The sequence below is a fragment of the Acidaminobacter sp. JC074 genome (assembly GCF_022496765.1).
Classification (GTDB): Bacteria; Bacillota; Clostridia; order Peptostreptococcales; family Acidaminobacteraceae; genus JABXKX01.
In genome coordinates this window covers 1-26290 of sequence record NZ_VANV01000030.1, presented here as the reverse complement: position 1 = coordinate 26290, position 26290 = coordinate 1, and the positions used below count along the sequence as shown (strand labels likewise).

Genomic DNA, 26290 nt, shown 5'->3' with positions numbered 1-26290 from the left:
ACAAAACTATACCATAATCATCTTCAAGTTACAAGACCAATATATTCTTGTTGTATGATAAAACAAAAAATCGGCATAGCCGATTGTGAATTGTCATATATTACATACTTTCTATGAGCCTTATAATTTCAAAGGCTAGGTAATCTCTATTGGATTTGCTTACCCTGATGATTGTAACATCATCTCTATTTCGTATAGAGTCCAAGAAGTCATTATGCTTATCCTTTAAGACGCCTAAGACCAATACATCTCCATCCAAGATCTCATGAATCTTCTTTTGATAGGTGTGGGCATGTCTTTCAAGAAAGCCAAGTTCATCTAGTAAATAGGCATCTTTAGGTTTTTTTTCTAGTATTTCTAAGCCTTTTGTCTCAAACATTTCTGTATAAGGCTTGCAAGAGACAGGGGTATCTTTTAAGCCTATTATAAAAGGTTCTGTAAGCTTATTGTAATCATACATCTTATAGCCAATGACCTCATTATTTATTGTAAAGGGTCCAGTATAAAAACCTGTCACTTGGAGTTTCAAATGTGTGATGACTTTTCTTAGAATTGTCGACTTTCCTATTTGTATTGGACCGGTGAGTAGTATGTTCATGAGCGCCTCCTAAATATGATGTTAGCACAGGTAAGTCCAGTCTTCAACGAAAGAAATTTACTTTTTGTTAAATAATTGTTTTAAACACGTACTATTTGGTATATATATATAGTACGTAATGTATAGTGTGACCACACTATTTGTTTTAGCAATTTAGGAGGAGTTTTATGAAGAAAAGTTTTGTGTTTAAGTTATCGTTGTACTTCGGTCTGACGATATTAGTGGTCTCGAGTATTATTGGTGTATTACTGGTGACCATGTCGGTTAATAGATTAGGTGATATGAGACAAAATACATCTGTTAAATTAACTGAACAAACCAGAGACACAATTACGGAATATTTAGTGACTTATAATGAAGCCATGCAAATGATGAGTGTTGATTCCAATGTACTTTCAACACCTTATTATAAGCCAAGCATCACCTGGCTTATGCAGACTTTCAACAACTTTGTTGATTCTCATGCTGCAGCAGACTTCATTTATGTTGGTTATGAAGATACAAGTAATTTCAGAGAAGATATGAAGGAACATGTCAGAGCCTTTTATGGCAATCAAAAGACTGATAAAGGCGCTTCGTTAACAGATGAAGCCACATTGAATGCAGACAAGGGTTTCTTTGCTTATCCACATTTCTATAGTCAAGAATATGACCCACGCGCCCGTGGTTGGTATGGACAGGCAATGGGTTCAAATGAAGTTGTATGGACAGATTCATACATTGATGCATTTACTGGCCTACCAGTAGTCACGGTGGCTAAGAAAATTGTCGGTGAAGACGGTAAGGCACTTGGTGTTATTGGTGCAGATATTTCTCTTTCTACAATATCAGAAACTTATAAAGATTTTAAAGTCGGCAATACTGGTGCACTGTTTATAACAGACAGTTCTGGAGCTGTTATTTCACATCCTAATCCTGATGAAATTGGTGAATTTATAGATGATAAAGACTTTTGGGCACCAATGTCTCAATCAGATAGTGGGTCAGTTGAATATACCTTTGAGGGAGTCGAAAAGGAATTGTACTTTGTAACAGAACCAAACACAGGTTGGAAGATAGCCGTTACATTTGCTGAAGATGAATTAAAACCAGACATCCAACCACTTCAAATACTGGGATTTGTCTTTACGATTGTCTGTATCATTGGTGGTATTCTCATTGCTGTCATTGTAGCAGTTAGAATTACAAAAGACTTAAATAAGGTAAATGTCACGCTTTCAAAGGTTGCTGATGGTGATTTAACTGAGAAAGTTTCACTAAAGAGAAAAGATGAAATTGGTCAAATGGGAGACAACCTTAATAAGACCATTGATACTTTAAATGAGATCGTTAATGAAATTAATTCAACGTCAGAAGATGTAAAAATGAATGCTGACAATCTGACCAATGCCATCAATGAGACAACAAAGGCAACAGAGGAGATTGCTCAATCCATTCAAGACGTTGCGTCTGGTACGACCACACAGGCAATGGAAGTCAGTGATGGTTCAGAAAGAACGGCATCGGTTGGTGAAAAGATTAATCAAGTGAATCAGCTATCTAACAACATGGGTCAGCTGTCTGATACAGTAAAGGTACAAAGTGAAGCTGGACTTGATACTATGAAGACATTAATTGATAAGGCGAAAGAAAAAGAAGCATCTTCAGAGCAGTTATCTTTTATCATTACGTCTGTGGATGAGCAATCTAAGAAAATTAGTGAGATCACAACAACTATTTCATCAATAGCTGATCAAACCAACTTGCTAGCACTGAATGCTTCTATAGAATCGGCTAGAGCTGGAGAAGCAGGTAGAGGTTTTGCAGTCGTTGCAGATGAGATTAGAAAATTAGCAGAACAATCATCAAATGCTAGTAATGACATTAAAGAGCTTATTGACAACATGCTCAATCAATCTTCTGAAGCGGTACAAACGGTTGAAAAAAGTAGAAAAATTGATTCTGAGGAATTTGAAGCAGTTAAGACAACAGAAGAGACATTTAATAATATCTTCAATAGATTAAACGAGCTTTTAGGTAGCATTGAAGAGATAAAAACTCAAAACAATGATATTGAAAATGACTCCAACTCACTTTTAGATGTTATGAACAATGTTTCTTCAATCACCGAGCAAACTTCAGCAGCATCTCAGCAGGTTTCAGCTTCTACTGAAGAACAACTTGCCTCTATGGAGGAAATCACAAGTCAAACGGAGCATTTGAGACAATCTGTTCAAAATCTACATCAATTGATTATGAGATTCAAAGTATAAAAAAAGACACTGCGAAAGCAGTGTTTTTCTTATGCATTCAATCGGTGAAGTGGTATGGCTAGTAATAACCATAAATGATTAAATGCTATATGAATTTTAACATTTTTTTACTAAGTAAGCAAGTGTTCAAGCTTATATCACATATTTAGTTGGATTCCAGTTGTTTTATGTAAAATTGTGAGAAAGTAACAAAAATTGTGTTAACGGTAACATTTCGTTGACTTGCAATGTGTTGGGTGGTAGCATACAAGATGTATCGGCAAACCAAGAGAAATCTTGGGACGCAAAGCTATGGGTCTAAGGAGTTAATCTATGACTGCCAGGTTGCAAACGTTAGGTGACGCAACCGGCATATTTATCGGAGGTTTTATGATAAAAAGCAGGTATATCGTCGCTTTTTCTGTTTTATTAACAGTTGTTATTGTTGCATCTGTATTTACTTATAATAAAAACTATCATGTTGCACTAAGAGAAAACACTGAAGCGGTTGAAAATCTAACAGATTCTATACAGCACCAGTATGATACTGTTTTCTTACAGATCTGTAGCAATGTAGAGTATACAATAGAGATGTTAAATCATGAGGATATGGTTGATCATATTATTGAACAACAAGCATCGTCTTCTATATATATTGAGGACTTTATCATTATTAAGGATACAGGTGAAGTGATTGGCGCTGGCCAAGATGAGATTGATTTGTCTATGGCACGCCCATTTTTCATTGATGAAGAAAACACAATGTGTGCAGGTATGATCGAAAGTGAAACTGTAGACAATAAATTTTATGCTGTTAACAAGATTACCAAGCCAAATGGTGAGTCATATTTGCTTTTAGTTGGCTTGAATTACAAATACATCAATGCAGTCATCAGCCCAGGTTCGATTACAGCATTTGATTCTTATCCTTACTTATTGTCTAATGATGGTTACTTCTTGTATCATCCAGATAAAGATATCTATGGCAAGAATATTTTTATTCATAAAGAATTAGTAAAAAAAGAAGCAGGTCTATCTGAATCTGATTACCAAACACTTATTAATACCATTGCTAAAGACCAGCGTTTTAATTACAATGCTTATCACATTGAAAAAGTTGCCTTTTCAAGAAACCTACAAACCTTTAGAGGTACCATTATACTGGCAGCTAACTATACGGAAATGAAGAACATTCAGTACATAGCAACAGTAAGAACAGTTGTCCCTTTGATTATATGTTCATTTATAGGTGCCTATGTATTTATTAGATATATTTATCTGATGAAATATACGGATTACTTTACAGAAGTTAAAAATAACCGTGCCTTTAGAAAACATTATGCTAAAGAAAGCAGTGGTAAAGATAAGTTGGTCATCCTTAAGATCAATAATGTCATTTCATCAGATGGCCAGTATACATTTAATGATGATCAAGTTTTTTATAAGATATCATCTTACTTTAGGTCTTTTTCTTCACTCTATAAAGACATGTACAGGATATCAAGGATCCACTATGCCTTTGTTTTAGAAGGTAAGAGGTCAGAGATGCTCAAGATCATTAAGAAGTTAAAGGAAAATCTCTTACACAGATCTGATGAGAGCCTATTCTTACGTGGTGAAGTCCTTATGCTTTCACTAGATGCCAAAGGTCCAATACAAGATATAGACTCTTTTGTACTCAACCAGGTTGAAGATTATTATGAACCTCTTAATATGTCAAGAGAGCGTTTAATCTATGATTACAGCATGATGTTGAATGAGTACAATGAAAATATTCATAAGAAAAACATTGTCGAGTCTATGATTTTGAATAACGACATAGAGCCGTATTTTCAAAGCATAGTAGATTTAAAGAACAAAGAGACTTTTAAATATGAAGTCCTCATGCGACCTAAAAATATTGTGCAGCTTCTACCTGAAGAAATCATTCAGATAGCAGAGGAAAATGGTTGGGTTGAAAGTATAGATAAGTCAATTATTAAACAAGCCATGTATTTTTATAACAAGGTCCTTGTTGAAAAGAGAAAAAGACTTAAACTCAGTATCAATCTCTCAGGTAAGTCTATCAACAATTCTACGGTTGAGTATTTGATGAACATGGTTAAAAAATGTGATGTTAAAACAAAAGATATTACCATTGAAATTACAGAAACAGCTGCTTTTGAAAATCTTGAAGAGTCTATTCGAAAGTTAAGATATTTAAGTTCACAAGGTTTTAAGCTTGCCATTGATGATTTTGGGACGGGCTATGCACATGTGGAACTTTTATCTAAACTCGAAGTGGATTATGTCAAAATAGATGGTGTTTTTGTCAACAATGCAGAGAAGGATGAAAGAAAGATCAAAACGCTTAATGCACTTGTCTACTTGGCTAAGAATTACAACACCAAGGTTATAGCAGAGTATGTGGAGTCATCTGCCATCATTAAGATACTTGAAAAACTTGAAGTTGAATATGGACAAGGTTTCTATTTTGATAAACCAATGAACATAGCAACTTTTATAAACAAGGAACTTTAATACCAGTTTATCTGGTATTTTTTTTGCGTTTAGGGTATAAATTAATGGGGGGATTTATGATTAAAATAATAAATGATGACTTATACTTAAAAATGATAGCATGGTTTAAAAATCATGTGAAAAACCACAATAAAATACTCAATGAAGATTTACTGGTTTCCCTAAAATATGCCTTGGTAGATAGAGCTTATCTGGCTTATTATGAGGATGGTTCTGGTTTTGTTGTCTTATATCCTTATGACGACAATATAGCCTTAAATCCTTGGTTCTTAGGTGGTTATCCAATTGGTGAAGGTGCTGAGTACCTTATTGACGAAGCTGTAATTTTCTTTAATAAAACCGCTTACAAACGTTTGGAGATGATCGGGCCAAGTGAGTATTTTGAAAATAAAAACATTCCCATGGACTTATCTTATCAGTACGTAGATCTTATAAAGGTTATTGAAAAAACAGACTTACCTGATGAGGCATTCGTATCGATTTCCGATATAAGAGAAGAAGATTTAAAAGCTGTTTATCACGATGCCTTTTCAGGCTCTGATGCCAAATTTTATAGCTTTCAATCTAGATTGGAAAAAAAAGAGTTTTGGACTTGTCTTCATTATGAGTTAGCGGTAAAAGAAAAGTCATCTACAGCTATTTTTAAGGAAAATGAACTTGTTGGATTTGTTTTTTCATACGATAATGAAGGACATAAGCATATTTCATGTATGTGTATAAAAAAGAAATTCCAGCATCAGGGTTATGGCACAAAAATTTTACAACATGTTCTGTATTATGCTTATCTAGAAGGTTATAAGTACCTAACACTAGGGACTGAAAAAACAATGAAAGCTTATGATCTCTATAAGTCATTTGGTTTCGAAATAAAGAACACTAAAAGCTACTTTATAAAAATAAAGTAGTTTTTTTAAGATTCAGAAAATTCTTGTCATATGCAAATATTTGATATAAAATTATCTTGTGGTATTACCACAGGAGGTCTTATGTCAAAAGAAGCGCAAATAGAAAACATATTATTAGATGAAGTTTTAAAAGGTAAACTTAAAAAAGGAGACCTGTTAGAACCCGAACGTGACTTAGCAGAAAAATACAATTGCTCTAGGCCTGTCGTTCACCGAGCCATTATTCGTCTTGAAGAAAAAGGGGTTTTGAAGATAAGACCAAGAAAAGGTATTCAAGTACTAGATTATAAAATGCATGGTAGGATGGGACTGATTAGTGAAGTCAGCAAAAGAAGTAAGGATCTTTTAGACAATAAGTTTAACAAGGACATGCTCCGTTTTATACAGGACAATATGACCAATATGTTCATGTATTTTGAGAATGGGAAAGAAGAAACATGTATTCAATTTGAGTGTGCAGAGGACTACTTTGATATTTTATTAGATTATAGTATACAAACCGGCAATGATTTATATATCATGCTGATGAATGAATTCAGACCAGGTATCATCAATGTGGGAGCTTACTGTATTGGACATGATGACATTAATAAAGAGTTTCAGCAAATAGAAAGTTACTTGATGAAAGGCTGTGTTACTGAAGCCATTGATACTTTAAATATATTATTTGGATTGATTGAAAAAGTTTGGTTAGGAGGTAAGCGTGTTTAATTTAAACTCATTGTTTTTATACTTGGTTTCAGGTATATTCATTCTATTTGTTATCATCCAGGCATTGTTCTTTCTCATTAGAGCCTATAGAGAAGGTGTGTCTACTGGTATGGATAAAAAGACATTAAATAGGACCATTAAGTCCAGTATTGCATTTTCCATAGCACCAGCAATATCTATACTACTTGGTGTCATCACCTTATCTAAATTTTTAGGTTTACCTCTACCATGGTTACGATTATCTATTTTGGGAGCTATTACATACGAACTGACAGCTGCAGCTTCTGCAGCTTCAACCATGGGGATACAAATTTCAGAAGCCATAACATCACCCCAGACCTATGTGACCATATTATGGGTCATGACATTAGGTATCATTCCTTCCATGGTCATCATACCACTCTTTTTAAAGAAGTTTCAAAGTGGTATGTCATCTATTAAGAATAAGGATCCTCAATGGAGTGAACATTTTATGACAGCCATTTTTCTAGGCATGATTTCTGCCTTTCTAGGTGTGGTATTTAAGGATATCACTTCCGGCATAGTAGGTTTTATACCTGTATTTGTAATGATGTTTTCAGCACTTGTCATGGTCATCATTGGTCTTATCTTAAAGGTCTATAGATACAAGGCACTAGAAGACTATGCCTTACCAATTTCTATGTTAAGTGGTATGGTATTTTCGATAGTAATTACAAGGATAATTGGAGGTTGATATGAAAGATACATATTTTGAAAGAACACATTTTTATGGTCGTTTATGGATGGGGACTACTTTTATACTTATGTTACTTGTGCCTTCAGTTGTAGGTTCCTATTATGATGCTCATCCAATATTCGAAGATGTTCTAAAGGGCTTAATGGGGGTTGCGCCTATATTTTGGACAGTAGCCTTGATTGAAATTATTACTTTTACACCCATGCTTGGTACGGGTGGTTCTTATCTAGGTTTTGTGACTGGTAACTTGACCAACTTAAAAGTACCTTGTACCTTAATGGCCCTTGAAAATTCAGGTTACAAACAAGGTTCTAAAGAGGGTGAGATTATTTCTACCATTGCAATAGCGGCATCTTCGATTACAACAATTATTGTTATCGCAATAGGTGTATTTATGTTGACACCCTTAACACCCATATTGAATTCTGAGCTTTTAAAACCGGCCTTTGATCAGATATTACCTTCCTTATTTGGAGGTTTAGCGGTCGTTTATGTGAGCAAGAACTATAAAATCGCAGCAGTACCTATGATTTTTATGATTTTAGTATTTTCACTTGTTCCATCTTTAGCGTCAGCAGTTTCGATGTTTGTACCAGTAGGCGCTATTATTGCCATTATTTCAGCTAGGATTATGTATAAAAGGGGGCTTATATGATTATTATGTATCTTCTACTTATTTTAGTAATATTTCTTCTTATAAATGCGGTTCTTTTTAAACCTGTACAACATTCTGTTAAAGAGGCCAGTCCAGAAGCCTTAAATGAGGCTTTAATCGTAAAAAATTTTTCAAGACTTATTCAGCATAAAACAGTATCGCATTTGGACAGTGAAAAAATGGATATGAAAGAATTTGAGGCATTTCAAAAGTCCTTGGAAACTCTTTATCCAAAAGTCCATGAAACTTGTGATAGAAACTTTATTGGTCCAACAGGTATCTTATATAAGTGGAAAGGAAAATCATCTGATAAGCCTATTGTACTTATGTCTCATTATGATGTTGTACCAGCAGATGAGGAGTCTTGGGACCGACCACCATTTTCTGGTGAGATTAAAGATGGTGTCATATGGGGGAGAGGGACCATTGATACTAAAATAACTTTACTAAGTATTATGGAATCTGCTGAGTATTTGATCAATCAGGAGTTTGTACCAGCAAACGACATCTATTTTTCATTTGCTGGAGATGAAGAAGTCTCGGGTCCTTCTGCTCAGGCGATTGTTTCTCATTTAAAATCTAAACATGTAAAGCCAGCAATGGTGTTAGATGAAGGTGGTGTCATCATTGAGGGTATCTTCCCAGGTGTTGATAAGAAAACTGCCTTGATTGGACTTGGTGAAAAAGGTTATTTAGACCTTGAAGTTCAGTTTCAAAGTCAAGGAGGACATGCGTCTGCGCCACCTAAAAAGGGAATAACAGGCCAAATGGGTAAACTTATGCAAGATCTTGAAAGTAAGGCTATGAAATCGGAGTTTACACCACCTGTTAAGGAATTATTTAATAGATTAGGTCGTCATTCTTCTTTTGGCTACCGTTTGATATTTGCAAATATGTGGTTGACAAAACCTCTTTTGAATATGCTCTTTACAAGCCAAGGTGGACAAATGAATGCCCTTATAAGAACAACAACAGCTGTAACCAAGTTAGAGGGATCTAAAGCCTTTAATGTGTTACCTCCAAACGGCAAAATAGGTATCAATGCACGTCTTTTAAATAAGGACACTGCAAAAGATACTCAAGCTTTTGTATCAAGTTTGATAAAAGGAGACCATAAGATAAATGTCGTTGAATCTAGAGAAGCTTCTCCATTATCATCACATGATAGCGACAGTTTTAGATTTTTAGAGAAGACGATATTATCCTTATGGCCTGATGCTATTGTGTCACCTTATCTGATGATCGCTGGTACTGATTCTAGACATTTTCATGACATATCAGACCATGTTTATCGCTTTGCTCCAATTGAGATTACCAAAGAAGAATTGTCTCTAATCCACAGTAACAATGAACGTATGAGGGTGGAAACCGTCATTAAAAGTGTGGCATGTTATGTTAAGATCATCAGAGGTTTGTCATGAATACGGATATAGGCAAAAGAACATTTATATCTGCTGTGATCATTTTGTTTGTCTTACTCTTACTTGCAGGCTTATTGACGCGTTTATTACCAACAGGCACCTATGAATATGAGTCAGTTAATGGTCTTGTACATATAATACCAAACTCATTTCAATATGTAGAGTTTGAAAGGCTGGGGATAATTGATTGGCTATTGGCACCTATACTGGTCTTGTTTACTGATGGTAACACAGTTGTCATTGCCATCATCCTTTTTCTTATGATTATAGGAGGGGCAATACATGTGATGAATCATGTCCATGTTTTAGACTCCTTGATTGCAAAAATAGTTAAACGCTTTAAGGACAGAAGAAAACTCTTAATTGCCATCGTTTCTTTTGCCTTTATGGCTTTGGGTGCTTTTGTGGGGATATTTGAAGAGGTTGTCCCCCTTGTACCTATGATGATAATTTTAAGTAAAGCCCTCGGTTATGATGATATGATGGGCTTAGGTATGAGTGTTCTGGCAATAGGACTTGGTTTTGCAGCTGGCATATCCAATCCTTTTACAATTGGTGTGGCACAAGAACTCAGTGGTTTGCCAATATTTTCTGGCGCGCTTTACCGAGTCTTTATATTTATCATAACCTATCTACTTTTAAACCTGTTTTTAAATCGTTATGGTAACAAGGTATATAAGAAATCATCGGGTGATGTTTCTTTTGAAGATGTTATTTCAAAAGCGTCATTAAATTTATTGACTATTGTAATCATATGTTTGTTTGTTTTAATACTTATAACACCTTTTGTGCCAGCTGTAGCATCATTAAATCTACCCATTATTGCCTTGCTCTTTTTAGTTGCAGGCATAGGCTGCGGTATTTTATCAAATATGACAGTTAAAGAAACTTTAAATGTTTTTTTAAAAGGAGCTATCAGCATGCTTCCGGCTGTTGTTTTAATACTCCTAGCAACAGGTATCAAACATATCATTCAGTCTGGTCATGTTATGGATACGATTTTATATGAGGTATCTAATTGGATTATGGATAAGCCAGATATGCTTGCCATACTTGTGATATATATGATGGTACTATGTATGAACTTTTTTATTGGCAGTGGTTCTGCTAAAGCCTTTATAGTGATGCCGATTGTAGCACCTTTGATGGACTTACTGGGCATGAGCAGACAGCTTTCAGTACTTGCCTTTCAGTTGGGAGATGGCTTTTCAAATATACTTTATCCAACCAATGCGGTTTTGCTGATTTCCCTGGGTTTGGCATCGGTTTCATATCCTAATTGGTTTAAATGGATCATCAAGCTGCAACTTGCATTAATGGTACTTTCCATCTGCTTTTTAGGCCTTGGTTTATTAATAAACTATTAAATCCTTGACGACAGGCCTGATTATGGTTATAGTAATCTTGGACGCACGTCCGAATGGAGGGCAAATGAATCAATCAAGTATGATTTTACAATCAGCTAGAGAGTGTTTGACTAAAAAAGGTTATGCACATGTTTCTTTAAGAAGCATAGCCAATGAGGCAGGGGTCGCGCTGAGTCAACTGCATTATTATTACGGTTCTAAAAAAGACCTGTATAAGGCAGTTGTTATGGATTTAGTCAATGAGTATATAGAAGATTTTTCGAAAGGATTAGAGGCATCGTCAAAGAGTCCATTGGTCACTTTTGTAAAATACGTTCAAGACATGGTAAAAGAGAAGCCTGAGATATTTAAACTCTTATTCGATCTTTCAAGTTTAGCCTTGTGGTCAAATGAGTTTAAAACACTGCTTAATAATTTAATGGTGGAAATATCAGACCTTATCATCAAATGTATACCAACATCAAATATAACTGAAGAGTATTCAAAAGATACTGTTGCAAAGGCACTTACAGGTGCAATATTTGGTATCGCACTTCAATATACTTTAGATCCAGATGAGAATGAAGATACACTAAAAGCCATGTCAATTATTCCGGAGTTTTTATAGGCCATAGTCATATGGTCCATCTTTTTACAAAGCATCGGACGTATGTCCGAAGGAGGTCTTATGAGTCAAATCATTATTTTATTCACTATTTATTCTTTTATAGGTTGGGGTTTTGAAACTGCCCTTAAATCCATTAGAGATAAGAAGTTTGTTAACAGTGGCTTCTTATTTGGACCATTTTGCCCCATTTACGGTGTAGGCGCTTTGTCCATTATAGCCTTGTCTGAACAAATGTCTAAGTTGCCAGGTCTGATGAACAGTTTGCCAATTAAAATTTTAATGGCGATAGTTGTAACAACTGTGATAGAGTACATCACGGCTGTCATATTAGAGAATGTATTTCATTCGAAATGGTGGGATTACTCCAATGAAGCCTTTAACATTCATGGTAGAGTCTGTCTTAGATTTACAATCATTTGGGGCATGCTTGGCTATTTGCTTATCAATTATTTGCATTCGGAGATGATGATTGGCTTGCAAAGTGTTACAATGACAGTCCAGCAGTCATTTGCCTTATTGATGACTTCGTATTTTTTACTGGACTTTACTGTTACAACAATTGGTTTGCTGAATCAAAAAGATTACAGATCCCTTGTTCATGAAAGGTTGATAAAATCATTTCCAAAACTTGCTGACTATGAAATTAAACAAGTTATGGCAACCATTAGAGAAAAAATCAGATAAATTATCAAACAGGCTTTTGCCTGTTTTTTTGTTTGAAATTCTATTGTTGTGGTATAAAAGTTAGTGATAACTAACGGAGGATTTATGATAAGAAGAAAAGATAAAATCATTATTGCAGCAATGGAGTTGTTAGATCAAGGAGGGGTTTTAAATGTTACCACTCGAAATTTAGCCGAAAGACAGTCCATCTCGGAACCGGCCCTCTATAGACAGTTTAAGAACAAGTACGAAATATTTGTTGCAATGATCAATGAGTTGTCTTCATATGATGAAAAAATCATGAATACCATTTCTGAAAATGAAATGAAAGGTCTGGATGCAGTTATTTATTATGTGACAAGGTATTCAGAGCTTTATCAATCTTACTCAGAGCTGACCACAATACTTTATTCCATGGACTTGTATTTCTATGATGAAAATACTAAGAAAATGGTTGCCGACATATTGGAAATGAGAGATGATTTTCTAAAGAATCAGTTGAACAAATATCCTATAAAAGATTGTAGCTTGTTACCTAGAGAGCTAGCACTATCCATTAATGAACTTCTATTTGTGGAAGTCTTTAAATGGAAACTTAAGGGGAAGTCATACAATCTTACAGAGTCAGTCATAAATAGAACGATGAGTTTAATGAGGTAGAAAATGAAAATATTATTAGTAGAAGATGATTTAACAAGTCGCATGTTTATGGAAAAGTATCTGTCTAGATATGGACACGTAAGCTATGCAAGTAATGGCCTATTGGCAATTGATTTGGTTGAAGATGCACTTAAGAAAAACCAATACTACGACCTTATATGTTTAGATGTCATGATGCCGAAAATAGATGGATTAAAAACTTTAAAGGAAATAAAAAAACTTGAAAAGAAGTACCCAGACAGAAGTATGAGCAAAGTCATTATGACATCTGCACTTAATGATAAACATACCGTAGAAGAAGCCTATGACTCTGGTTGTCATGGTTATGCATGGAAGCCCATAGACATACAAAAGTTTGACGAATTACTTAAAACTTTAAACCTAATAGACTGAATGATGTGTCGTGTAATTACACTTAAATTAACGTTTTGTTAGTATCAGCTAACATTTCAGCCTTTAATGAATATGTATGGATGAATTGGGTAATTATGGCGTTGAGAGGAGAGCGATTATGAACTCGAATTATACAGATGAGCCCATGATACAAGTTTATATATTCGAGACCAGTCAGATACTCGAGGATTTAGAACAGTTGATGCTTCGCTTTGAGCAGGAACTTCATTTTGATCAAGCTTCCATCAATCAGATTTTTAGATATATGCACACACTAAAAGGGTCATCTTCCATGATGATGTTTAATGAAATTAGTGACCTGTCGCATTTGCTTGAGGATGTGTTTTATCTGATTCGAGAGCATGTTGACATAAGATATGATAAACAGAGTTTGACAGATTTGGTCTTAGAAAGTCTTGACTTTTTTAAAGTGGAACTGCTTAAAATTTCCTGTGGCGAAGATTTAGATGGTGATGCCAAATCGATCATGGAGGCCCTAAAACTTTATATATTGGATTTAAAAGATAAGAATAACCTAAGTCAACCCAAGAAGAAAGAGTCAGAAGAAAAATACTATATATCTAAAGAAGAAACAGGTGCTGGTGATTACTATAAAGCCTTGATATTTTTTGATGACGGATGTGAAATGGAGAATGTCCGGGCTTACACAGTGATTCAGCAGCTGATGGAAAGTGCTCATTTGGTATATTATTTTCCAAATGATATTTTAGACAATGATGAATCTGTTGAGGTTGTTAAAAATCAAGGTTTTTCAATTGCAATTAAAACAAATGACACCTATGAGACTTTGAAAGAACGCTTAGAGGAAACCATCTTTTTAAAATCACTTGAACTAGAAGAAATCTCCTTAGAGACCTTTGAAAAGTTAGCCATGATTTATCAAGTTGAAGAGGATTTTAAACCTAAAATGCCAAAAGTTCTAGAGGAGGCTGATGGTGATCAAGTTTTAAAACAAAAGCTTGTTTCAGTACCAGTTGAAAAGCTAGATACGCTGATGAATATGGTTGGAGAACTTGTGGTTGCAGAATCTCTAGTTACCAGAAATCCAGAAGTTACTAATTTAAATATTGAAAGTTTTTCAAAGGCTTCAAGGCACCTTCGGAAAATATCATCTGACCTGCAGGATATGGTAATGGCCATCAGGATGATGCCCATATCTTCAACATTTAACAAAATGCACCGTCTGGTCAGGGATATGAACAAGGAACTGGATAAGGATGTATACTTAAGAGTTAAAGGTGAGACAACGGAAGTTGATAAAAACATCATTGATAAACTAACCGATCCACTTATGCATATCATAAGAAATGCCATAGATCATGGTATAGAATCGAAAGATGAACGCCTTAAACTTAATAAAACTGCTGAGGGCACGATCACACTTGAAGCATCACATGCAGGTGGAGATGTCTTGATATCGATTGAGGATGATGGTAAAGGTTTAGATCCTGAAATGATATACAAGCGGGCCTATAAACAAGGTTTAACTGGTAAATCCAAAGAGGACTTAAGTCACCAGGAGATATTCAGCTACATATTTGAACCAGGTTTTTCTACAAAAGATCAGGTAACGTCCTATTCTGGACGTGGTGTGGGCATGGATGTGGTGTCAAAAAGTCTGGAGACTTTGGGTGGTCATGTCACAGTTGACAGTGAAAAAGATCAGTTTACAAGGATTATGTTAAAGATTCCTCTGACTTTGGCAATTATAGATGGTATGAATCTTAAGGTTGGCGAATCTCATTTTACCCTTCCTTTGATGGACATTAAGGAGTCCTTTAGACCTAGGAAGGAAGAAGTTTTTAAAAATCCTAATGGCCAGGAAATGATTATGTTAAGAGGTGAGTGTTATCCAATACTTAGACTACATTCTTATTATAATCTAGAAACTGATGTCAAATCATGTGACAAAGGTATTTTAATTATGGTAGAGACTTACAACAACTTAATGTGTCTGTTTGCTGATGAGTTATTAGGCCAGCAGCAGGTTGTTGTAAAATCACTTCCTAATTATATAAAAAAGAAAAAACAAGTAAAAGGGGTAGCAGGTTGTACATTATTAGGGGATGGTCATATTAGTTTGATATTAGATCCCAAGGTACTGAATGAAAGTCAGGAGGTGAATGGATGACGGATAGTAAAGACATGCTAGAAGATACGATGAAGGGGAAATACTTAATCTTTTCATTGGATGAGGAAAACTATGGTTTGGATATCTGTTACGTCACAGAAATAGTTGGGATTCAACCAATAACTGTAGTACCTGAATTACCAGAATTCGTGAAAGGCATCATTAACTTAAGAGGTGACATCATACCTGTTATGGATGCAAGAGTGAAATTTGGTAAAAGTGAGCTAGAATACAATGATCGAACATGTATTGTGGTCATCGATGTCAATCAACTTCTAATAGGCATTATAGTCGATGCTGTAAGAGATGTGTTGTCGATTGATGACGATCAAATTGTACCACCACCGATGGTTGGAGGTGATGGTAGAAAGTACATCAAAAACATAGCTAAACATGAAAATAAGGTGATTTTGGTTATTGATTGTGAGGCTTTACTCAATGAAGATGAGCTCTCAGAAATAAGTCAGGTCAATGAATAGTCATTTTGGATAAGGAGAAGCATATGAAATGGTTTAAGAATATGAGAATTGCAAACAAACTGATATCGTCATTTTTAGTAGTGGCATTGATTGCGGGCATTATTGGTGTGTTTGGTTACATAGGTATTACAAATGTCAATCATCAAGTAGAAGAAATCGGTAAGGTAAGACTACCTTCTATTGAAAGTCTCTTAGTAATCAGTGAAGGACAGACAGCAATCAGACTCGAAGAAAAAACACTGTTAGACAGTGCTTTAACAACAGCTGAAAGACAAGAAAGTTATAACAACATCGAAGACATCAAAGCTAGAATAGAAGGTGCTTGGGCAGTTTATGCGCCCCTTCCACAAACAGACGAAGAAGCTGTAGAATGGGGCAAATTCCAGGACTACTGGTCAACATGGCAAAGCGATGTGGAAAGTTTTATCCTACTCAGTCAAAGTAGAGACCAGGCATCAGGAGCTGAAGCGTCGACTATGCTTGAAGAGATGAGAAGTTTATCTGTAGATGTAAACGAAGCGTCTTTTTTCCAAGCTGAAGCCAGCTTGTTAAAAATTATTGAGATTAACCGTGTTGTTTCAGTAGCCTCTGTTGAAGCGGCAGAAAACACAGTTTCATCATCTATTACTGTATTAATTATTGCCATAGTAATTGGTCTTGCGGTTTCAATGTTCTTGGCAGTCATGATTTCAAGAATTATTTCAAGACCAGTTAAGGATATGTTATCAGCTGCTGAAAAAATTGCAGATGGCGATTTAAGAGTTGAGCTGGATGCCAACACTAAAGACGAAATCGGTCAACTAGGTAAGGCATTTAATAAGATGAATGAGAACATGAACAATGCCATGACCAACATCAACTCTGCATCTGATGAAGTGGCATCTGGTTCTAGACAACTGTCTGATTCAAGTATGGCCTTGTCACAAGGTGCTACAGAACAGGCATCATCAGTTGAAGAATTAACAGCATCTGTTGAGGAGATTGCTGCTCAAACTAGAGAAAATGCAGAGAATGCTGAACTTGCAAGATCTAAGGCAACAGAGGCCTATACTTTTGCAGAAAAAGGCAACCAGCATATGGTGGGTATGTTAAGCGCCATGGATGGGATCAATGAGTCATCTTCTAATATTTCAAAGATTATTAAGGTTATTGATGACATTGCCTTCCAAACCAATATCCTTGCTTTAAACGCTGCAGTTGAAGCTGCAAGAGCTGGACAACATGGTAAAGGTTTTGCAGTTGTTGCTGAAGAAGTAAGAAACTTAGCTGCGAGATCAGCAAAAGCAGCAAAAGAAACAACCGATATGATTGAAGGTTCAATGAGTAAAGTTGAAGAAGGTACAAAGATTGCCAGAGAAACTGCAGAAGCCTTAAATGAAATCGTTGAAGGTGTATCAGAGGCAACCAACTTAGTTGAAAGAATTGCTGTTGCAAGTAATGAGCAGGCCCTTGGTGTTGAGCAGATTAATCAAGGTTTGAACCAAATCTCAGATGTGGTACAAACGACAAGCGCGACAGCAGAAGAAACTGCTGCTGCAAGTGAAGAACTTTCTGGTCAGGCAGACCTACTTAAGTCACAAGTTGCAACATTTAAGCTGAAGTCATATTCTCATTCTGAGGTCATGACACCTGAGGTTGCAGCTATGTTGGATCAAATGAATCAGCATAAGGTCATTCAAATGCCAGAAAAGGTTGTGAAACATAAGCCACAAGACATTCAGAGAATTGCATTAAGTGACAACGAGTTCGAAAAGTATTAGGAGTCCTATGAAAAAAATAACAGATGGTGAGTTTACTCAACTGGCTAAGTATATAAAATCACATACAGGCATCAACCTTAAACCGGAGAAGAAGACATTGTTAATTGGGCGTTTAACGAGTTTGTTAGATGAGCTTAATATGCAATCGTTTGGGGACTTTTACGACCATCTGGTTAAGGATAATGATGGGGCACTACTCAGTAGGGTAATTGATAGAATTACAACAAACCATACGTATTTTATGCGAGAAAAGGAACACTTTGACTACTTGGTGGATCAAGTGTTTCCTTACTTGCAAACATCTGTACATAACCGTGATTTGAGAATCTGGTGTGCAGCATCTTCGACTGGTGAAGAACCCTATACACTAGCCATGCTTTTAGAAGACTATTTTGGCAAGTCTATTGTTAAATGGGACAAGAAGCTACTGGCTACAGATATATCTTTAGATGTGCTTTCTAAGGCAAAAGAGGGATTCTATATTAAGGAAAAAGTTGATGCTGTACCAAAGCTTTGGCGGCTTAACTATTTTGAGCGGTTTGAAGAAGGCTATAAGATCAAACCTAACATCAGGAACCAGGTTATATACAGACGTTTTAACTTATTAGAACCGAGATTTCCTTTTAAGGGCAAGTTTCATGTCATCTTTTGTAGGAATGTCCTCATTTATTTTGATGGACCAACTAAAAAAGCCGTTATAGAGAAAATGTACAATGCACTTGAGTATGGCGGTTATCTTTTTATAGGACATTCTGAATCAATTGATAGAAATCATTCTAAGTTTAAATACGTAAAACCAGCAGTATATAGGAAGGTATAATATGGCTATAAAAGTATTGATTGTAGATGACAGTTTGATATTTAGAGAAGTAATTGCCAAGGGCATAAGCTCTGACCCACAAATACAAGTCGTTGGTAAGGCTGTGGACCCATTTGATGCAAGAGATAAGATACTTCAGCTGAGGCCTGATGTTATCACATGTGATATAGAGATGCCTAAAATGGATGGTATTGAGTTTATCAGGCGTTTGATGCCCCAGTATCCCTTGCCTATTATTGTCATAAGCTCAGTATCCAATAGGGTTTTTGATGCTATGGAAGCAGGGGCAGTGGATTTTGTAACCAAGCCAAGTATTGAAGTAGCAGATTCTGTACAGAAGTTCATCTATAATATTATAGATAAGATCAAATCTTCTGTGGGTGCAAAAGTTGTAGCTAAAGAACATGTTAAGGAGAAAAAAGTCTTGGTTGCAGATAATAAGCAATACACCAAACATGACATGATTGCCATAGGTGCCTCAACAGGTGGTACTGAAGCCATCTTCAATGTCCTTAAGCAGTTACCGAAAGATATACCAGGTATTGTTATCGTCCAGCATATACCGCCTGTCTTTTCAAGAATGTTTGCTGAAAGACTCAACAATCAGACCCACTTTGAAGTCAAAGAAGCTGAAGATGGTGATCAAATATTATCTGGGCACGTTTACCTAGCACCAGGTGATAAACATATGGAGATAATAAAGCAAGGTTCTTTATACAAGACAAAGGTATTTACTGGGGAAAAGGTCAATGGACATTGTCCTTCCGTAGATGTACTATTTAATTCTGTTTCTAATGTCCTAAAGGAAAGAGCACTTGGTGTTATCTTGACAGGCATGGGTTATGACGGTGCTAGAGGTCTTGGAAAAATGAAAAGAAGAGGTGCAGTGACAATCGGTCAAGATGAGAAATCGTCCGTCGTTTACGGCATGCCTAAGGCTGCATATGAGTTAGGAGCTGTTGAAAAACAAGTCTCTCTAAGTCAAATGGGGCAAAACATTGTCCGTTTATTGAGGTAAATATGATAGCTATAGGTTTAGGAGAATATATAATTACAAATGATGAAAGTGAGACAATCATTACTCATGCACTTGGGACATGTGTTGCAGTTATTATGCATTGTCCTCACTCTAAACTGACAGGCATGGCTCATATTGTTCTTGCCAATAAGCCAAAGGATATCCACTTAAGAGAAGTAAGACCTGCCTACTATGTAGATGACTTTTTACCTAAAATGCTTTTACATTTTAAACATTCGGCACATTGCCGTGTCAAGGACATTGAATGCACCCTTATTGGGGGTGCGGTTTCAAAACGGAAGAATGATCTTTTTAAGATTGGTGAAAAGAATGTAGAAACTGCCAGAAGTATACTGGATAGTTATGGGGTAAAATATGATGATGATGAAACCCATGGCAGGGTAAGCCGTACGGTTTCAATTGATATTTCTACCGGTAAAGTCAATATAAAAAAACAAATGATGATTATTTGAGGGAATGAATGGATTATTTTGAGATTTTGAACACGCTTGGGGATGGTGTTCTATGCGTAGATAGACAACTGAATATTGTTTATGCTAACAGAAAGGCCATGCAACTTTTGAATGTTTCTATTGATGAACTACTTTTGAAACCTGTAGACAAGTGGTTTGATGTCATGTCTAAAGATGGTCCTATCATAAAAGACATTGTTACAGGTGTATTTACAACAGGTCAACAATCGGGACTCTGTAAAAATTCCTATATTATGACGCCTTATGGTATTGCTATGTATATATCTGCTAGTATCAGTCGAGTGAGTAAAGATAATCATACAGATACAGTCGTCATCAACTTTCGTGAAGTCTCAGAAATGGTTATGCATGAAAAGGAAGTCAATCATTCTAAAGAGAATCTCCAACAGATCATTAATAAATTCCCATATGGTCTTGTTTTCTTAGATCAAGACAATTACGTTGAAGCATGCAATGAATACATTGAAAGAAGCTTTCAAACCAAATTAGGCCAGGGTGAAAAAATAGGCGACCTTCTAAAGTGTAAGAACACCAGCGATTCCAAATGCGGCTGTACAGACACATGTCATCAGTGTCTTTTGTCTTCAACCCTTAATAACCACAAACCATACAATCAGATCATTCAATGCAGAATGACTCATCAAATAGATAACAAGATGATTGAAGATGATTATGAAGTCAATGTAGTTTCATTTAAGGAAAATCGTCTGGATAAAACTTTTGTAGTCATTAGAAATGTTACAACGGAAAACTCTTTTAGAAGAGAGTTGGTGACTTCTAAGATACAAGAATCTGTCAAGGTTCAATTACAAGACGTATTTTATTCCTATGTTTCTAACGACTTGGTCGATATGGTTGAAGACTTGATTGATCCTCTTGAAAAACTCATTGAATTTCCTGAAGAGGTTCGGAACAGGCATCTCTATGATACCAAGTATAAGTCGAAAATTATAAGAAAAGAAGTTGAAGGCATCAAGCATTTTAGAAGTCTTGAAAATATAAATAAGAAGGTGAATCCAAGTCATTTTATAGTCGCTGATATGATCAAAGAAAATGTGGACATGTTTAAGAAACTCTATTTAGATAAAGGCCTTAATATACAAACAGATCTTTCATCTTTGATCAATACAAAAATTTATCAAGATAAAGAAAAATTAGGTTTTATCATTAGGCAACTGATAAAAAATGTAGTAGGTGCAATTGATCATGGAAATATCCATCTCAAGGCATATATACATGGTGGCTCTCTTATTATAAAAATCCTCACTTCCAGCAAGTTTGATAAATCTTGTGGCATAAGTAAAAAACTCTTGAATGAAGGTCTAAGTTCACCATGTGACTTGCATCCATCTTCAAGTTTGATACTCGTCAAAAAGCTTGTTGAACTCTTAAATGGTCATATACGTTACAAAATTGATAATGAAGATCACAATGCCATTACAACACTGTTTCCACTTGAAACACCAAATCTTAAGATAGATAAAAGTATGAACAATAAAGTGCTCGTGATGGAGGATGATATCGTCCAGCAAATCATTATAAGTAAAATGTTAGAATCTATGGGATATGAAGTGACCATGACTGACAATGGTGAAGATGGTTTAAAGTCATTCCTTATGAACTCTTATATGACAACTTTGGTTGATATTCAGATGCCTAAGAAAAATGGATATGAGGTCATTTATGAAATAAAGAGATTAAAGCCTACAGAACGAGTGATAGCTATGTCTACTCTGTCTTCTAAGAGGGAGAGAGAAGAGGTCATGAAAGCGGGTTTTGATTTGTTTTTATCTAAACCAATCAAGTACGACAATTTAAGGGCTTGCCTTAAAGACCGGACACAAAGTGAATTGTCCTATTACCGTTATGAAGATGCATACAAAACATTAAAGGATGCTGTGATGCTTAAAAATACAGTTACTGTTAATGATTTGATTGAGGATTTACGTTTAAAATCACAAAGTGAACATATTCACCATCTACTCTTCAAGGCTAAAATCGCTTATCGTAAAGGTAGGATGGATGAAGCTTTAGAACATGTAGATCATGCTTATGAAATGGAGAAAAAAGATGCGAGTACTTATAGCAGAAGATGATTTGGTCAGTAGAAAGATAATGCTTAAAATCTTAAAACCCTATGGAGAATGTGATGTAGTTATGAATGGCATCGAAGCAGTTGATGCTGTTTATTTTTCTATAAAGGAAAAAAATCCTTATACACTCATTTGTTTAGATATCATGATGCCTAAAATAGACGGTTTATCTGTTTTAAAGACTATAAGAGATTTAGAAAAACAAGAGCATCTTGATGCATCAAAGGTTATTATGACAACTGCTTTGGATGACGAAAAAGTTGTAAGAGAGGCATTTGAAGTAGGAGCGGATGCTTATGCTGCCAAACCCATCAATAAAACAAAGTTTTATGATGTATTAAGAAAGTTTGAGATCTTAAATGAGTGATTTTATTGATTATTATCTTTTATTACAGGTTCATTATTTTGCAAATGACGACATGATTAGAACAGCCTATAGAAAGCTGAGTCAAATCCACCATCCTGATAAGGGAGGAGGTCATGACAAGTTTGTACAAATCCAAGAAGCTTATGAGACTTTGATTAACAAGGATAAGAAAAAAGATTATATAAGAACTTGGATGAACCATTATATACATGAAGCTGATTTTGAGTTTGCAGAATTAAAACCGAGTTTATATGATATCACCATGTATCATGTAAAGGAAGTTTTAATGAGATATTTAAAGTTGATCAGTAACAATAGCTTTGAAGACGCTTATGATCTTTTAAGTGATTACAACAAGGGAAAACTCTATAAAAAAGATTTTGTAACTTGGCAGAAGCTGATTTCAGAAGTACATCATCTTTTAGAGTACAATGCAAGTTTAGAAACATATAATCATGATAAGAAAGGTTTAACAGTTACTTACAAGGTAAAAGTTAAAGAGTTTAATCGCTTGATGAATCACGTTGAAGAGGACTATTTTAAAAGAAGGATGATCTATGAAAATCATCAGTGGCGACTTTTGATCAATGATATTGATGTAAGAAGCGTTATTAGAAAGTACAAAAAGATCCTCGCCATGAACAAGAAAAACTACAGAAAGATTCTACCTAAGATAGATGAAAATCATGTAACAAAACATGTTTCAAGAAAGTACTTTCTAAATAACTGTGAGTATGAAAGATTAAGATATATTAGATATGGAAATCCTTTCTCAATTGTATGTATAGAGGACAAATACTTTGATGATTTATATCATGTTTTACATCATAATACCAGACAGTTAGACTGTTATTGCGATTACTCTAAAGACAAGATTTTGCTATTATTACCAGAAACCAACCTAGAAAATACAGAAGTCGTTATAAAAAAATTGAAAGAAAGTATGACAAGAAAACTGAATTACTCATTTATATCTATAAATGATGGGTATTCTATTAAGGAATTAATACAGAAAGTTACAAGGTGTGAGAGTGAAAAAGTTTAGACGTTTAGGTAAACAAGCATATATTTTTATGGGCCTTTTCATCAGTATGACAATCATCATTTCATTTTTTATGACAACCTATCTTCAATACACTGTAAAGAAGACTTTAAACGAAAGAAAGATTATTGCAATTGAGGTTTTTGAAAAGGATGTTGTTAATCATATCGAGGAGGCTCTGGATATTATTGATAACTTTGAATCACATGTAAGTGATGATTATCTTAATGAAATCGTCAACAGTAAATATGATTATTTGTCTTTTTCTGATAAAAAATTTGATGAAATGACCTCAGATTGGTCCATTGAACTCATTGACAACAGTGTCTATATCATGAAAAAAAGTTCATTAAGGGATTATGTGTTAGTAATTTCATTGAAGGAGTTTGAAAGTGAAGTTGCAGACAGTTTAGGTTACAATTTCTTGCTCTTAAATGAAAAAGGCAAAGTCCTAGCTGGCGACCATGATATGTCCTTGACTCAGTTTGATGTATCAGGTATTAATGATGCTGTTGTTTTGGATGACTATGTTGTTAAAAGAACACAAGTAGATAATCTATTCGTTGCAATTCATGAATCCTCACATGATTTGATTGAAAACATCAACAATGTGATTATAAGGATTTTAATTCTTGTACTTTCTTTTATGTTGATAGTCATTGGTTTTATACGCATTATTGTAAAAAGAATGAAATCTGATATCAAGACTATATCTGATCGTGTTACAGGTATTGGTGAGGACGAGTTTTCCGAGAAAACCGAATCTCTTATATACCTGGAATTTGAGAAGCTAGACAGTTTGATTGCTACTATTGGATTAAACATCAAAGAAAAAAATGAGCAAATCTATCAAACGAATCTAAGTTTAGAAGAAGAAGTGAATAAACGCAGCCATGAAGTAATAGACAAGAATAGACAATTAGAAAAAGAAGTACAAGATAGAAGAAAGGCAGAAGAAGAAGTTAAGCAAATTAGTAGCTCTTTGGAAACAATCGTATTAGAAAGAACAAAGGAACTCGAGAATGCCAATGAACTGCTTAACAGAAATGCTAAGCTGGCTGCAGCTGCCAACGAAGCCAAAGGTAAGTTTCTGGCTGTGATGAGTCATGAAATGCGAACGCCGCTGAATGCAATAATTGGATTCTCTCATATGCTTTCTCTGGATATTGAGGATGATTCAACCAAAGAAACACTTACACTTATTCTGAATGCATCAAAAGTCTTATTATCACTTATAAATGACGTTCTTGATTATGCGAAGTATGAATCAGGAAAAATGAGTTTTCAGAGTGAAAAGTTTAATTTGAAAGAAGACATATTTGAAGTAACAGAATCCTTTAAGCTGCTTACTAGAAATAAAGGGTTAGACTTTGAAGTTCATGGTCTCGATCAGCTAAACTACATAGTGATAGGGGATCAAACCAAAATAAAACAGGTTATGAACAACCTTCTGAATAATGCTATGAAATTTACTTTAGAAGGAAAAATTGAAGTTGCCTTTCATATCAGTCATTTATCTGGCAGCATCTTAATCGATTGTCATATAAAAGACACCGGAATAGGGATGACTGATGAAACAAGAGACAAGTTGTTTGAACCATTTACACAAGGCACTCAAAATATTTCGCACCAATTTGGTGGCACTGGTCTGGGTTTATCAATTACCAAAGAAATATTGGAGCATTATGAAGGTAATGTTAACTTTAAAAGTGAGTTAAACGTTGGCACGACATGTAGATTCAGCTTTAAACTTCCTAAGGTTGTTGATATAGAAGAAACAATCAGTTTAAACTATTCTCGTATACTTTATGTCGAGGATAACATAGTGAATCAGAAACTTATGCAACAATATTTCAACAAATATCATTTGCCATATGATGTTGCATTTGATGGTAAAGAAGCAGTAGAAAAATTTAAAAGTGGTCAATTTGATTTGATCTTTATGGATTTACAAATGCCGATACTGGACGGTTATGCTGCTACTGAGATAATACGTAGTATTTCTACTGATGTCTATATAATTGCCATGACGGCTTATACTGATACAGAAGTGAAAGATCGATGCAAGGCAATTGGATTTGACGATTATATGAAAAAACCAATTGACTTTAGTCATCTAACAGGCATTTTGGGTCTCGATTCTGGAAAAGGTAATTTATCTCATGTTAGGCAAGATACTTTTATTAAAAAACATGCTAAAAAATTGAGCGATGAAATAGAATTTGATATTGATATATGTGAAGAGTTAATCAATACTTTTTTAAGTCAGTTGAAAGAATCGCTTGTTACAATAGAAGGATTAAGATTAACAGAGGATTATGATGGTATTACAAGAGTTCTACATAAAATGAAAGGTGGAGCTGCTACAGTCCGATTAGGAAAAGTCTATAACTTACTTCTACAAGCTGAAATCTATTCTAAAGAAGGAGAATTAACCAACTTGTTTGATGTCCTTGATCAAGTAAAAGGTAAACGGTCAATCATACGTACCTAGAATGAAATAACCGGATATGCATTTGTATGCAAATCCGGTTATCATTTAGTCAGCTTTCTTTTTGCAAATATCAGGTAACTTATCTGACCATGGTAATAGATCATCAAGTTTTTCTAAGTCAT

Annotated in this window: 23 protein-coding genes and 1 riboswitch; of the genes, 22 read left to right on the top strand and 1 reads right to left on the bottom strand. The window is 35.0% G+C overall.

Translation table 11 applies throughout. The features are described 5' to 3' along the window. Window positions 1-100: 100 nt before the first annotated feature. On the bottom strand, window positions 101-598 hold the full coding sequence (locus tag EZV73_RS24915) for a nucleoside-triphosphatase (RefSeq protein ID WP_240843170.1): 498 nt from the start codon (window positions 596-598) through the stop codon (window positions 101-103). Window positions 599-765: 167 nt separating this feature from the next. On the opposite strand from EZV73_RS24915, the gene EZV73_RS24910 reads away from it, so the two are divergent. The 22 genes from EZV73_RS24910 (at window position 766) to EZV73_RS24805 (ending at window position 26168) form a co-directional block, all read left to right on the top strand. Continuing rightward, window positions 766-2850 (top strand): methyl-accepting chemotaxis protein, encoded by a 2085-nt coding sequence (locus tag EZV73_RS24910; protein ID WP_240843169.1) that lies wholly within the window; start codon window positions 766-768, stop codon window positions 2848-2850. Between the two features lie 248 nt (window positions 2851-3098). After that, window positions 3099-3182, top strand: a riboswitch (cyclic di-GMP riboswitch). A gap of 37 nt (window positions 3183-3219) precedes the next feature. Next, the gene (locus EZV73_RS24905; RefSeq protein ID WP_240843168.1) at window positions 3220-5349 is read left to right on the top strand and encodes an EAL domain-containing protein; all 2130 of its coding nucleotides are present in this window, start codon (window positions 3220-3222) and stop codon (window positions 5347-5349) included. A 56-nt stretch (window positions 5350-5405) separates the two neighbouring features. Continuing rightward, a complete protein-coding gene (locus tag EZV73_RS24900; RefSeq protein ID WP_240843167.1) occupies window positions 5406-6254 on the top strand; it encodes a GNAT family N-acetyltransferase in 849 nt (282 codons plus the stop codon). Window positions 6255-6335: 81 nt separating this feature from the next. Continuing rightward, a complete protein-coding gene (locus EZV73_RS24895) occupies window positions 6336-6965 on the top strand; it encodes a winged helix-turn-helix domain-containing protein (protein ID WP_240843166.1) in 630 nt (209 codons plus the stop codon). After that, entirely contained in the window at window positions 6958-7680 is a 723-nt protein-coding gene (locus EZV73_RS24890) for a DUF5058 family protein (RefSeq protein WP_240843165.1), read from the top strand. Before EZV73_RS24895 ends, EZV73_RS24890 begins: the two co-directional genes overlap by 8 nt. A 1-nt stretch (window position 7681) precedes the next feature. Then, window positions 7682-8338, top strand: coding sequence for a hypothetical protein (locus EZV73_RS24885; protein ID WP_240843164.1), 657 nt, complete (start codon window positions 7682-7684; stop codon window positions 8336-8338). Further along, complete coding sequence (locus EZV73_RS24880; protein WP_240843163.1) at window positions 8335-9759, top strand: M20/M25/M40 family metallo-hydrolase; 1425 nt, start codon at window positions 8335-8337, stop codon at window positions 9757-9759. Before EZV73_RS24885 ends, EZV73_RS24880 begins: the two co-directional genes overlap by 4 nt. Beyond that, on the top strand, window positions 9756-11126 hold the full coding sequence (locus tag EZV73_RS24875) for a YfcC family protein (protein ID WP_240843162.1): 1371 nt from the start codon (window positions 9756-9758) through the stop codon (window positions 11124-11126). Before EZV73_RS24880 ends, EZV73_RS24875 begins: the two co-directional genes overlap by 4 nt. A gap of 64 nt (window positions 11127-11190) precedes the next feature. Further along, a complete protein-coding gene (locus EZV73_RS24870) occupies window positions 11191-11733 on the top strand; it encodes a TetR/AcrR family transcriptional regulator (RefSeq protein ID WP_240843161.1) in 543 nt (180 codons plus the stop codon). 60 nt (window positions 11734-11793) lie between these two features. Further along, on the top strand, window positions 11794-12417 hold the full coding sequence (locus tag EZV73_RS24865) for a putative ABC transporter permease (RefSeq protein WP_240843160.1): 624 nt from the start codon (window positions 11794-11796) through the stop codon (window positions 12415-12417). Between the two features lie 84 nt (window positions 12418-12501). Further along, complete coding sequence (locus EZV73_RS24860; protein ID WP_240843159.1) at window positions 12502-13056, top strand: TetR/AcrR family transcriptional regulator; 555 nt, start codon at window positions 12502-12504, stop codon at window positions 13054-13056. Window positions 13057-13059: 3 nt separating this feature from the next. After that, window positions 13060-13449 carry a PleD family two-component system response regulator gene (locus EZV73_RS24855; RefSeq protein ID WP_240843158.1) on the top strand — a complete coding sequence of 130 codons (390 nt, stop codon included), beginning with the start codon at window positions 13060-13062 and terminating at the stop codon, window positions 13447-13449. Window positions 13450-13567: 118 nt separating this feature from the next. Beyond that, window positions 13568-15601, top strand: coding sequence for a chemotaxis protein CheA (locus EZV73_RS24850; RefSeq protein ID WP_240843157.1), 2034 nt, complete (start codon window positions 13568-13570; stop codon window positions 15599-15601). Next, window positions 15598-16080: a chemotaxis protein CheW gene (locus tag EZV73_RS24845; protein WP_240843156.1), complete on the top strand. Its 483-nt coding sequence runs from the start codon at window positions 15598-15600 to the stop codon at window positions 16078-16080. The genes EZV73_RS24850 and EZV73_RS24845 overlap by 4 nt, the downstream gene beginning before the upstream one ends. Before the next feature lie 23 nt (window positions 16081-16103). Continuing rightward, window positions 16104-17840: a methyl-accepting chemotaxis protein gene (locus EZV73_RS24840; RefSeq protein ID WP_240843155.1), complete on the top strand. Its 1737-nt coding sequence runs from the start codon at window positions 16104-16106 to the stop codon at window positions 17838-17840. Window positions 17841-17847: 7 nt separating this feature from the next. Continuing rightward, complete coding sequence (locus EZV73_RS24835; RefSeq protein ID WP_240843154.1) at window positions 17848-18660, top strand: protein-glutamate O-methyltransferase CheR; 813 nt, start codon at window positions 17848-17850, stop codon at window positions 18658-18660. Between the two features lies 1 nt (window position 18661). Beyond that, complete coding sequence (locus EZV73_RS24830) at window positions 18662-19678, top strand: chemotaxis response regulator protein-glutamate methylesterase (protein WP_240843153.1); 1017 nt, start codon at window positions 18662-18664, stop codon at window positions 19676-19678. A 2-nt stretch (window positions 19679-19680) separates the two neighbouring features. Beyond that, entirely contained in the window at window positions 19681-20151 is a 471-nt protein-coding gene (locus tag EZV73_RS24825) for a chemotaxis protein CheD (RefSeq protein ID WP_240843152.1), read from the top strand. An 8-nt stretch (window positions 20152-20159) separates the two neighbouring features. Then, window positions 20160-22268, top strand: coding sequence for a response regulator (locus EZV73_RS24820; RefSeq protein WP_240843151.1), 2109 nt, complete (start codon window positions 20160-20162; stop codon window positions 22266-22268). Next, window positions 22243-22632 (top strand): response regulator, encoded by a 390-nt coding sequence (locus tag EZV73_RS24815; RefSeq protein WP_240843150.1) that lies wholly within the window; start codon window positions 22243-22245, stop codon window positions 22630-22632. Before EZV73_RS24820 ends, EZV73_RS24815 begins: the two co-directional genes overlap by 26 nt. Next, window positions 22625-23677 (top strand): DnaJ domain-containing protein, encoded by a 1053-nt coding sequence (locus EZV73_RS24810; RefSeq protein WP_240843149.1) that lies wholly within the window; start codon window positions 22625-22627, stop codon window positions 23675-23677. The genes EZV73_RS24815 and EZV73_RS24810 overlap by 8 nt, the downstream gene beginning before the upstream one ends. Beyond that, window positions 23664-26168: an ATP-binding protein gene (locus EZV73_RS24805; RefSeq protein WP_240843148.1), complete on the top strand. Its 2505-nt coding sequence runs from the start codon at window positions 23664-23666 to the stop codon at window positions 26166-26168. Before EZV73_RS24810 ends, EZV73_RS24805 begins: the two co-directional genes overlap by 14 nt. Window positions 26169-26290 lie beyond the last annotated feature (122 nt).